This window comes from Emticicia sp. TH156, from assembly GCF_002855535.1.
Classification (GTDB): Bacteria; Bacteroidota; Bacteroidia; order Cytophagales; family Spirosomataceae; genus Emticicia; species Emticicia fluvialis.
In genome coordinates this window covers 55734-68316 of record NZ_PKRS01000011.1, presented here as the reverse complement: position 1 = coordinate 68316, position 12583 = coordinate 55734, and the positions used below count along the sequence as shown (strand labels likewise).

The 12583-nt window shown below is 41.5% G+C and carries 6 protein-coding genes; all 6 read left to right on the top strand.

Translation table 11 applies throughout. The annotated features are described in order from the left end of the window. The first annotated feature begins 296 nt into the window (after positions 1 to 296). The 6 genes from C0V77_RS19270 to C0V77_RS19245 all read left to right on the top strand — a co-directional run bounded on the left by C0V77_RS19270 (position 297) and on the right by C0V77_RS19245 (position 12500). Positions 297 to 1547: an efflux RND transporter periplasmic adaptor subunit gene (locus C0V77_RS19270; RefSeq protein ID WP_101728013.1), complete on the top strand. Its 1251-nt coding sequence runs from the start codon at positions 297 to 299 to the stop codon at positions 1545 to 1547. Positions 1548 to 1756: 209 nt separating this feature from the next. Continuing rightward, positions 1757 to 2434, top strand: a complete 678-nt coding sequence (locus C0V77_RS19265; protein WP_101728012.1) for an ABC transporter ATP-binding protein — start codon at positions 1757 to 1759, stop codon at positions 2432 to 2434. 151 nt (positions 2435 to 2585) lie between these two features. Further along, the gene (locus C0V77_RS19260; protein ID WP_101728011.1) at positions 2586 to 5009 is read left to right on the top strand and encodes an ABC transporter permease; all 2424 of its coding nucleotides are present in this window, start codon (positions 2586 to 2588) and stop codon (positions 5007 to 5009) included. Positions 5010 to 5149: 140 nt separating this feature from the next. Further along, complete coding sequence (locus C0V77_RS19255; protein WP_101728010.1) at positions 5150 to 7594, top strand: ABC transporter permease; 2445 nt, start codon at positions 5150 to 5152, stop codon at positions 7592 to 7594. 70 nt (positions 7595 to 7664) lie between these two features. Continuing rightward, entirely contained in the window at positions 7665 to 10064 is a 2400-nt protein-coding gene (locus tag C0V77_RS19250; RefSeq protein ID WP_101728009.1) for an ABC transporter permease, read from the top strand. Positions 10065 to 10133: 69 nt separating this feature from the next. Further along, complete coding sequence (locus C0V77_RS19245) at positions 10134 to 12500, top strand: ABC transporter permease (RefSeq protein WP_229236329.1); 2367 nt, start codon at positions 10134 to 10136, stop codon at positions 12498 to 12500. Positions 12501 to 12583 lie beyond the last annotated feature (83 nt).

Sequence of the window (12583 nt, the reverse complement as noted above, 5' to 3'; positions counted from 1 at the left end):
CTTTCAAAGGATAACTTTCTTAAGACGAAGATAACAGATTGATAATAAACTGATTAATTTTTTCTGTTAATTTAATGCTTTTCAGCCATTCGTCCGTGTGCGTACAAGTGCTGTCCGTTTTCGGACAAATTTAAAGAGTAAATATTTTATAAAATACTGATAGTCAGTTGTTTGAAATATTTGGCACACATTGTGAATTAAGGAATTACAGATTTAAATCACAATTAATCAATTAAACTAACAGTCACTGCGGCAATTTGTCTGAAGCAAATTGTACGGCAATTTTAAAGAATACAATGGACAAGCAGATTAAAAAGAAATTCTGGAATAAACAACGAATCCTGTTAACCCTCGGCGGAGTATTATTTGCATCATTTGCAGCCTATAGCCTGCTTTTTGCAGACCGCCGCTCAACTCTGAATGCTGAAAAAGATAAAATGACGATTTCGCAGGTGTCTAATGGTAATTTTGATGAATTTATTGTAGTAACAGGTGTGGTTTTACCTTTAAGAATTATCCGTCTGGATGCCATTGTGGGTGGGTACGTAAAAGAAAAAGTGGTAGACGGTGGTAATATGGTAAAACAAGGCCAGGTTATTCTGAAACTCGAGAATCAGAACCTTAAACTGAATTTCCTGCAGTCGGAAACAGAAGCCAGCCGATTGGTGAATGACCTGCAGAATACGCGCCAGCGATTGAAGGTGGAGAAATTTACGATTCGCAAGAATATGTCTGACCTGGATTTCCTGACCGACCAGGCAAAAGACCTCTACGTCAGAAACAAAAAACTATATGCAGACAAAGTGATACCAGAGGCAGATTATCTGAAAGCCAAACGCGATTATGAAAAGCTATTAAGCCAACGCGAAATTGATGAGGAATCGCAGAAGTATCAGGAAGAAAACGCTGCCATGCAGATTAAACAGTTGGAGGGTACATTGGAGCGCACCCAGAAGAACGTTCAGCTATGGCGCGAAACACTAGAGAATCTGGTAGTAAAAGCACCCGTTTCAGGTTTGTTGTCATCTATTGATGTAGAGGTGGGTTCAAACATCAGCCAGGGCCAGAACATCGGGCAGATAGATGACCTGAACGGATTTAAAATGCGTGTAGATATTGATGAACACTATATTTCAAGAATTTTTGCAGGTCTTGGCGGCTCTTTTGAATTTAACGGAAAAGAGTATCCGCTTGAAATTACCAAAATATATCCCGAAGTTCGCAACGGACGTTTTCAGGTAGACATGATTTTCTCGAAGGGAGTACCAGAAGGTATTAAGAGAGGGCAGTCGTCACCCATCCGTCTCGAATTAGGCAAAGCTACCAAAGCGGTATTGCTGCCTGTAGGTGGTTTCTTCTCAGATACTGGCGGAAACTGGGTATATGTGGTAGATAAGTCTGGTACCAAGGCTGTAAAACGCAAAATTACTTTGGGTCGTAAAAACCCTGAATTCTTTGAAGTACTGGAAGGGCTTGAAGTGGGCGAAAAGGTAATTACTTCGTCATACGAGAACTTCGGCGATAACGAAGTGCTTCAATTGAAGTAAAAGGGGTGGTCATCGATAGAAAACATTCATTCTTGGTACAACTTCTAAAGCTTCAATGCCGGCACCAATTAAGTGCCGTTAGCCAACCAATAGTTTAAAGTAGATTATTAACTTAAAGATATAAATTGAACATGGAAAGAAGCAGAGAATAGTTGAGGCATAGTTTCTCTATTCTACTTTCCCATTTTCGCAAACCTAAAAACAAAATTATGATTAAAATATCTAATCTTCAGAAAGTGTTCACTACCGAAGAGGTGGAAACCACAGCCCTCAATGGCATTGATATGAGCATCAAAGATGGCGAGTTTGTAGCTATTATGGGGCCGTCAGGTTGCGGAAAATCAACTCTGCTCAATATCATGGGTTTGCTGGATAATCCGTCAGAAGGAAGCTATGACTTTTATGGAGTGGAAGTAGCTAAACTTAGTGAGAGAGAGCGGGCTTCTCACCGCAAAGGAAATATCGGGTTTGTTTTTCAGAGCTTTAACCTGATTGATGAGCTAACCGTTTTTGAAAACGTAGAGCTTCCGCTTTTGTATCTGAAAACTCCGGTTACCGAACGCAAGAAAAAAGTGGAAGAAGTATTAGAGCGCATGAACATCATGCACCGCCGTAATCACTTTCCGCAACAGCTATCAGGTGGTCAGCAACAACGCGTGGCTATTGCCCGTGCCGTAGTGGCCAAACCAAAGTTGATTCTGGCCGATGAGCCTACCGGTAACCTTGACTCAACCAATGGAGAAGAGGTAATGAAGTTGCTTCAGGAATTGAACAACGAAGGCACAACCATTATTATGGTTACCCACTCACCTTATGATGCAGGCTTCTCTCACCGAATCATTAACCTGTTTGACGGCAAGGTTGTAACTGAAAACTTCCACGTTTAATTAACTGCCTTACCAGAGCTTTGGTCTCTTAAGGTATGCTTAATTAAAGCAAAATTGATATAAAATGGGCTTACTATAACCAAAAATATAGTAGGCTCGCATTGCTATTGCCTTCCGAAGGATTCTTGTATAATCATAATTATGAAAAACTATGTTAAAAAATTATTTCAAAATCGCATTCCGAAACCTCTGGAAGAATAAATCTTATACTTCAATCAACGTTGTCGGGCTCTCTATTGCTTTCGGGAGCGCCATTTTATTGTTTCTTACTGCCTGGTTTGAATTTACCTACGACGACTTCCAGGCGAATAGAGACCACATCTTTAAGGTCTACTTTAAAATTAATCAACCAGATAAAATACATTACCAGGGCAACATGCCTGCGCCGCTAACCCCGGCTTTAATTTCTGATTTTGGCTCTGAAATAAAATATGCCACCCGAATTGTAGGAGGTGGGGTGCAGATTATGCAAGGGGAAAAAACTATTGATGAGAGCATAAGGTATGTAGACGCCGATTTTCTGAAGATGTTTTCATTTAAAATGCTAAAAGGGAGCCCGGCCACTGCCTTGAACGACCTTCGGAGTGTAGTTTTAAATGAAGAAGTGGCAGCGAATATATTCGGCAAGGCAGACCCGGTTGGGAAAACACTTAATATGAATTTTGGTGGGCAAGTTGAAGCGTTTGTGGTAACGGGCGTGGTAGAAAAGGCTCCTAAAAACTCAACGTTAGACAATGAAATACTGATACGCTTTGAAAACAACCCTGAATATAAAGATACAAAAGACAGTTGGAATTCAAATTACCATGATGCCTACGTGCAGTTGGCCGATAAGGTAGAAGCTGAGACTTTAGAAAAGCAAATGAAGTCTTTTACCGAAAAATATTTTAAAGGAAGCATAGACCAGCTAAAAAAAGAGGGTGCAAAACCTGATGACAGAGGAGAAATAATAAGTGTTAGAATAGCACCATTAATCGGATTACATTTTAACAAACAGGCCGAAGGCAACCGGGCTATTGATATTACTTACCCGTATATTCTGCTGGTTATTAGCGGGCTCATTTTGTTAATAGCCTGTATTAATTTTATTAATCTGTCTATTGCCCGCTCAATGACCCGCGCCAAAGAAGTGGGCATGAGAAAAGCATTGGGAGCTTTGAAAGCCCAGATTGTCGGTCAGTTCTGGGGCGAGGCGTTTATTATTTGCGTAGTTGCCTTTGGTTTAGGATGCCTACTGGCCACCATGCTTATGCCACAGTACAATGCCATGTTCAGAAGCGAGCTGACGTTTCATAATCTGCTTAATCCCACAGTTGGTATATTGCTATTGCTAAGTTTTCTGGTCATAACCCTCATAGCGGGTGGCTACCCGGCATTGGCTGTTGCCCGGTTTAATACCATAGAGGTGCTAAAGGGCAAAGTAAAAGTAAGTTCGCGTTCAGGGGGAATCAGAAGCGCTTTGATTGTGGCGCAATTCAGCATCGCTATTTTATTAATTAGCTGTACGTTAATAATCTGGAAACAAATTGATTTCCTACGTAACAAACCACTGGGTTTTGATGAAACGCAGGTGATTAGTTTTCCGGTAGGTAATGAGGTTCAGGGCAGCAAGGTGCTTGACTACATGCGCAATAAACTGGCCAATGACTCAAGGATTCTGGGAATATCAGGCGCTGATATCAACATCGGCAGAGGAAAGGACGGGTCAAGTTCAAAATCAGTGTTTACTTTTGAGATGGAAGGAAAAAGCTATAGAACCAATGGCCTGACTATTGATTACGACTACATAAAAACACTTGGGTTAAAACTGGTAGAAGGCCGCGATTTTTCTCGGCAGTTTACAACCGATAAAGACCGCGGATGTATCATCAACGAAACCATGGCCAAACAAATGGGCTACAAAGACCCGATTGGCAAAAAAGTAGCTATTGGCGATAGTATCGGCAAAACCATAGTAGGCGTTGTAAAAGACTATCATTTTGAATCATTAAAAAATAGAATAGAAGCCATTACTTTTATGATGCCCGGCGATTTCGGCATCAACTATGTTTTTGTAAAACTGGCTCCTGATGCCCCCAAATCAATTGTAGATGTAATTGGCCATGCCTATAAAGAAATTGCGCCTAAATCAGAATTTCTTCCGTCGTTTCTTGACGAAAACACCAATAACCAATATAGAAAAGAAGAGCGGATGTCGCAGATTGTAATGAGTGCCGCAGTGCTAACCATTATTCTTTCCTGCATGGGGCTGTTTGCCATTGCGCTGATGATAATGGCGCAGCGTACCAAAGAAATCGGCATCCGTAAAGTATTGGGCGCCAGTATCCCAAATCTGGTTATGCTGCTTTCAAAAGAGTTTCTGAGCCTTGTTTTAATAGCCATTCTGCTGGCCACGCCATTGGCTTACTACCTGATGAATAAATGGATTGAGGACTTCGCCTACCAAACGAACATCAGCTGGTGGATTTTTGCAGTAGCAGGTGCCACTGCCATTATGATTGCCTTGTTTACAGTAAGTTACCAGTCAATCAGAGCCGCTTTGATGAATCCGGTAAAGTCACTAAAAAGTGAATAGCGCCCCCGACCCTAAAGGGGAGTTGCTTACGCCTAATTTTAAAATGCGAGTACAAAGTAACCAAAAGGGGAGTTTGTAAAAATATTATCTAACTTAAAAAAATCCTCCCTTAGGGGACGGTCCGACGAATCGGAGGGGCTATGATACGTAATTACTTAATAATAGCTTTTCGTAAGTTATTGAAAAACAAGACGCATACTGCCATTAATATTATTGGCCTATCTGTGGCTTTTGGCAGTAGTATTCTGCTTTACCTGACTGTGGCTTACGAGTTCTCTTATGATACTTTTCATAAAGATGCCAACCGGATTTACTATCTCTATTTTAATAGTGTAGATAAGCTGGGTAAACCAGAATACAGCGCTGCTATGGCCTATCCGCTTACACCTGCTTTAAAAGCCGAGTATCCGGAGGTAGAAGCGGCAACCCGCATAAACTGGGGAGGCGGGCCAATTATTTATAACGGTAAGAAATTTGAAAAGAATGTCAGAACCGTTGATGCCGACTTCCTGAAGGTCTTTTCTTTTCCTCTGCTGAAAGGCAATATTAATTCTGCTCTGGCAGATAAAAACGGCATGGTTATCAGCAAAACCACAGCTGAAAATATATTTGGTAAAGTAGACCCTTTGGGTAAGCAACTACTTATTGACCTGGCCACGGGTAAAACACCTTTTGTGGTAACCGGCGTTATTGACGATGCCCCTAAAAACTCTAGTATTGAGTATGACGTACTCATCAGGTCTGAGAATCATGGCAGTTATGAGGCCATAAAAGACAAATGGACAAACCAGAATCATCAGGTATATGTAAAACTTGCAGAAAACGCTACTCAGTCGGCTACTGAAAAGCGGTTTGAGGCACTGGTAAGTAAATACATGAAACCCGCCTTAGAAGACGCCCGGAAGTCGGGCAAAATGAAGAACGGGCAAGGGCAATACCTGAGTTTGTTAATGATGCCGCTTGAAGATGTGCATTTCGATACCATTACGGGTTGGGGCAGTGGCGTAAGTAAAAGCTATATCTATACTTTGTTAATAATTGCCTTACTGATAGTGCTCATAGCCTCTATTAACTTCATTAATCTTACCATAGCCAAATCATTAACACAAGCCAAAGAAGTAGGTGTACGGAAGTCGCTGGGTGCTAACAAAGGGCAACTTTTTATACAAGGCTGGGGAGAATCGTTTTTGATTTGCACATTGGCTATATTTTTAGGTCTGGCGGCAGCTTATGGTTTTCTGCCACAGTTTAATAGTTTGTTTCAATCAAGTCTTTCTATTGAAAACTTTCTCAATTCTTCCAATCTGTTTATTGTATTGTCGGGCTTTTTGTTAGTAACCCTTATTGCAGGCGGGTACCCTGCGTTTGTGTCGTCTCGTTTTAATATTGTAGAAGTATTGAAAGGCAGATTTACAAAAAGGAAACCCGGCGTATTACGTAATTCTTTGATTATTGTTCAGTTTTCAATTTCATGTCTGCTTATTAGTTGTACAATTGTGATTTTTGAACAGCTGCAATACCTGAAAAGCAAACCGCTTGGCTATGACAAAGAGCAGGTTATCAGCGTACCCATTGGTAGCGCTTTAGACCATAAAACGGCTGTAAAGCAAATGAAAAACGAGCTTGCCAGGTATCCTTCTATCGTATCAGTTAGTGGTTCGGGCGTTAATTTTGGTAATGGGCTTGATGGCTCCTCTTCCAGAAGTACCGCCGGGTTTGATTATTATCCCAATGAAAACGACACTAAAAATGTGCGTCCTATTATAAGCGACTGGCTTTATGTGGATTATGATTTTCTGAAAACGCTTGGTATAAAAACCGTACAGGGGCGCGATTTCTCCCCGGCATTCGGTACCGACTCAACGGCTTTAATTGTAACCGAAAGTCTGGTGAAACAAATGGGTGAAACCTTTGTGGTTGATAAATTTCTGCTACCCGATTCAGCAATTGGACGGCAAAGAATTATAGGTGTGATTCCTGACTTCTATCTGTATTCGCTTCGCAGAGAAGGCCGGTCCATCACACTTGAAATGGCTCCTAAAGGCAGTGTAAACTATATTTTGATTCGCGCACAGTCAAAGAACCTGAATGAGTCGATGGAATTAGTAAAGAATATATGGAAAAAGCTGGCGCCTACCGAAGAATTCAAAGGCTCTTTTATCAACGAAAACGTTGACCGCTGGTATAAGAAAGAAGAGCGTCTGTCTCAGATATTCAGCCTGGCAGCTGGTATAGCCGTTTTGCTTTCTTGTATGGGGCTGTTTGCAGTGGCATTGATAGTGCTAGAGCAACGTACCAAAGAGATAGGTATCCGGAAAGTTTTAGGGGCCAGTATCAGTGGTATTGTGGGCCTTATCTCAATCGACTTCCTGAAAATGGTAGGCCTTGCATTCGTAACAGCAACACCGGTGGCCTATTTTGCCATGCAGAACTGGTTAAAGGATTTTGCCCACCGAACCGAATTATATTGGTGGATTTTTGCACTGGCAGGTATAGTATTGGTCTTAATTGCCCTGTTTACAATTAGTTTTCATTCCATCAGAGCCGCATTAATGAATCCGGTAAAGTCATTGAAATCTGAATAGCACAGGGCAAAGGGCATGGGGCATAGTGTAAGCCCTTTGCCCTTATCCCTCTGCCCAAAGCAATAAAATTATGCTACTTAACTACTTGAAAATTGCCTGGAGAAGTCTGGTAAAAAGCAGACTCTTTACTTTGCTTAACTTGTTGGGTTTAGCCCTTGGGCTTACTGTATCTCTTTTGTTGATACTATATGTAAAAGACGAACTGTCTTTTGATAAGTATCATACCAATGCCGCAAATATTTACCGCATCGGGGTAACGGCTACTTTTGATGGTAAAAGTGCTAAATGGGCCAATGCCCCCAATGCTGTTGGACCCAGCCTGAAAAATGAAGTGCCAGAAGTAGTTCAGCAAGCGCGTATTTTGCTGAATGATTACGGGGAAACGGCCTTTGTAAACCTTGGAGATAAGAAATTTACCGAGAAAAAATTGTATTGGGTAGATGGCTCCATCTTTGAAATTTTTGATATTAATCTTCTACAGGGTAACCCCAAAACGGCTTTGAAAGAACCCAATAAAATTGTATTAAGCCAGGCTACTGCCAAAAAGTATTTTGGTGATGCCAACCCTATGGGCAAAATTGTAAAAATTGGCGCCAAATACACAATGGAAGTAACAGGGGTGTACGAAGACCTTCCGCATAATTTTACGCTGGATGCCGAATTGATGGGTTCTTTTAATAGTGTTGAGTGGGCCTCAAAAAACCTTGTGTGGAGTAATTCAAGTTTTGAAACTTACGTGTTATTGAAGCCAGGTGCAAGCCAGCAAAAGGTAGAAGCCCAAATGACGGCTTTACTTGAAAAGAACATTCCGGACAAATCAGACCGCTGGTTTAGTTTATGGCTGCAACCGCTAACTGATATCCATCTTAACTCTGCAGACATCACCAATTCCAATACAAAAAGGGCAGGAGATGCCGCCCAGGTAAAGATACTATCAGTTCTTGCTTTGGTGGTATTGGTAATTGCGTGTATTAACTACATGAATCTGTCTACGGCGCGTTCGCAGAAAAGATTTAAAGAAGTGGGTATTAATAAAACAATAGGCGCCACCAACGCCCAATTGATTGGCAGGTTTTATACTGAAACCCTCTTGACGGTCTTGCTGGCCCTTATATTAGGGCTTGTTATTCTGGTGTTAATGATGCCATTTTTTAATGACATCGCCGGTAAAGAGTTATCAGTAAGAGATGTTTTTACACCTGAAGTGGGGCTGGGTTTATTGGCAATTTTTACGTTCGTTACGTTTGTGTCAGGGTCATATCCGGCTTTTTACCTGTCTTCATTTGCTCCAAAAAGTCTTTTGCAGGCACCTGTTAGTCGTAAAACCGGAGCCGGATTATTCCGCCAGTCGCTCGTGGTTATTCAGTTTTCAGCCTCAATAATTCTGATAATCTGCACCTTTGTATTTTTCCAGCAACTTAGGTTTATTCAAAACAAAAAGCTGGGGTATAACCCGGAGCAAGTGGTAGCTGTGATGACCTCAGCAGCCGAGAATAAAGAACAGATAGATGCGTTAATTAATAACTATAAAGATTTAAGCAATGTGCTGGAGATTGCACGCGCGCAGGCTTATCCCGGCACTGGCGGTAGCGGCCGGAGCATGAGTAAAGTAAGCAATCCTAATGAATCTTTTGCAGTGCGCACCAACCGCGTAAATGGCGATTTTGCAAAAGTACTGAACCTCAAATTTGTTGCAGGCAAAACGCTGCCACTTACCAAGGCAGAGAAAGATACAACCGTGCAGATTGTTGTGAATGAAACAACTGTAAAACTCTTGGGTTATAAAACCCCACAGGATGCCATCGGTAAGTTTTCAGAAGATTTGTTCTGGAACCGCAAGGCTGAAATTGTGGGTGTGGTAAGAGACTTTCACTATGATTCTTTCCATCAGCCTATCGGGTCTTATGTTTTTCATAACAATGACACCGAGTCAAGGCCATACGTGCTCGTTAAATTAAATACAGGCAATCTTGAGCAGACCATGAAACAGCTGGAAGCTACTTTCAGAAAAAGTGTACCCAGTTCAGCATTTGAATATCTATTCTTGGATCAGTACCTGAACACATTATATACATCAGAAACGCAAACGGCCAGAGTGGTATTCGTTTTTTCTGGTCTGGCTATTCTAATTGCCTGTCTGGGGCTTTTTGGTCTGGCAGCTTTTACAGCAGAGCAACGAACCAAAGAGATTGGTATCCGTAAGGTTTTAGGAGCTTCGGTAGCTGGTCTGACCACATTGATATCGAAAGATTTTATGAAACTGATAGTGGTTGCTGTAGTAATAGCCAGCCCCATTGCCTGGTATTTTATGAATAGCTGGTTGAAAAACTTTGCTTATCAGATAACTATCCAATGGTGGGTATTTGTGGTTACAGGTCTCTTAGCTACTCTGATTGCTCTTCTTACCGTAAGTTTTCAGGCTATCAAAGCAGCATTGATGAATCCGATTAAATCACTTAAAAGTGAATAGCACAGGGCAAAGGGCATGGGGCATAGTGTAAGCCCTTTGCTCTCTGCTCTCTGCCCTATGCAAAATAACATGAAACTGAAATTTACATTAAGAGTTCTGGCTAGAAACAGGCTCTTTACCTTCCTGAATGTTTTCGGTCTGGCTTTGGGTATGGCCGGAGGGATACTGGTTTTTCAATTGGTGAAATACCATGTAAGTGTTGATACCTATCATAAAAATGCAGACCGGATTTACCGGGCAGTGGTGGACCTGCATCTGGGAGACGGTAAAATTGAGAGAGAAAAGGGCAGTACTTATATGTTGCACCAGACCTGGCCAAAGGATTACCCTGCCATTGAAAAAGCTACTTATCTGGCCCATAAACCTTTAACAATTGCGGTTGCCTCAAATGGAGAAATACAAAAATATTCAGAAAGAGAATCGGCTGCATTTACCAATGCTGACTACTTTAGGATATTTGATTACGAGTGGAAGGCAGGTAAGCCAGAAGTATTAGACAACCCCAATCAGGCAGTTTTGACTGAAAGTTATGTTCGTAAATTCTTCGGGAATGACAACCCTATTGGAAAATCTATCAAACTGGAAAACCAGCAGGAGGTAGTTGTGGCGGGTATACTTAAAGACTGCTTGGCCAATACAGATTTGAAAACCGATATTTTTGTTTCATTGCCAACATTAAAAGCCCTTGTACCTGAATATGGTTACGAAGACTGGGGATGGATTGACAGCAGCCGGGAAACGTTTGTGATGCTTCGCTCTAAAGATTTGAAAACCCAATTTGAAAGCCAGATGCCTGCTTTCTCTAAAAAGTATTACGGTGCAGATAGCGATATATTCAAGTATCATTTGCAAGATTTATCTGATATACACTTTAACATAGATTATGGCGGAAAAATCAAGAAATCGACCATTAACCTGCTGATGGGCATAGGTGTGTTGATGGTAATTATTGCTTGTATTAACTTCATTAATTTGTCAACGGCGCAATCTTTCAAACGCTACAAAGAAGTGGGTGTAAGAAAAACCCTGGGTAGCTCACAGACACAAATATTCTGGCAGTTTATCAGTGAAACCACAATGGTAGCTTTGCTTTCGGGTATGCTGGCAGTGGTCATTGCTTATTTGGCTGCTCCTTTGCTTGCCCAATGGCTTGCTACTCCAATCAGCATCAGTCTTTTGTCTGATGTAATGCTGATGGGTTTCATGGCTCTTTTACTGATAGCTGTTGTTTTTCTGGCAGGGTTTTACCCTGCTCTCATTATCGCCAATTTCCAGCCTTTAAAGGCATTGAAAAATATTGCTGAGCTGCCTAAGAAGTTCACACTTCGCAAAGGGTTAGTGGTAACACAATTCAGCATTGCCTGTATACTAATAGCGGTTTCTATACTGGTTGTTTTACAGCTTGATTACCTGAAAAGCAAAGACCTGGGCCTAAGAAAAGACCTGATTTTGCAAGTACACGTTCCGGATACTGAAGCCGGTAAATTGCAAACGCTTAAAAACCAATTGCTTCAACAGGCAAATGTAAGCTCTGTGTCTTTCTTTCGCACTGCCCCAACTTCCCAGACCGGTAGTGGTGGTAGTATCAGGTTTGAAAACAGAGACTGGGAGAAATTTGTGGCAAGGTCTAAAATAGCTGATGAAGCCTATATTGATACCTATGGCATCAAGCTAATCAGCGACCGTAAGCCTGTTGCTTCTGACACCCTGCGAGAGTTACTGGTTAATCAGAAAATGGTAAAAGATTTAGGATTGAAATCAGCCGATGAAATTCTGAACAGAAAACTATTGGTAGGCGACCACAACAAAACCGGAACCATAGTGGGCGTTGTAGCTGATTTTAATAATACTGACCTCTATTCAGGCATTGACCCTACGGTTATATTCTCTTCGAGAGCACATTATCGTAAGGTGGCTATTCAGTTAAAATCTTTTGACCAATCAACCATTAAGAAAATAGCCGGATTGTGGGAGAAGCTATACCTTGACAATGTTTTTGAGTATACGTTTTTTAATGAAGATGTGGCAAGTTTTTATGAGCGCGAAGAGCTAATCAGTAACCTGACAAAGACTTTTGCAACACTGGCAGTTTTCATTTCTTGTTTGGGTTTGTTTGGTCTGGCTACTTTTTCTATCAGACAGTGTACCAAAGAGATTGGTATCAGAAAGGTACTTGGCGCTTCTGTATTGGGTATCACCACTTTGCTTTCTCTTGATTTTCTGAAACTGGTTTTAGTTGCTTTGTTGGTAGCAGTGCCAGTTGCCTATTATTTCATGGCGCAATGGCTACAGGACTTCGCCTACCGTGTCTCTATTGAATGGTGGATATTTGCAGCCACGGGAGCAGTTGCCATTCTGATCGCCATCATGACCATAAGTTATCAGGCTATTAAGGCGGCATTAGTTAATCCGGTGAAGAGTTTAAAGTCTGAGTAAAACGCCCCCTGCCCCTAATGGGAAGCCGGGACGAGTATTTTCTATAACCATTAAACAATTTCTCTTTTAGGGGGCGGTCCGAC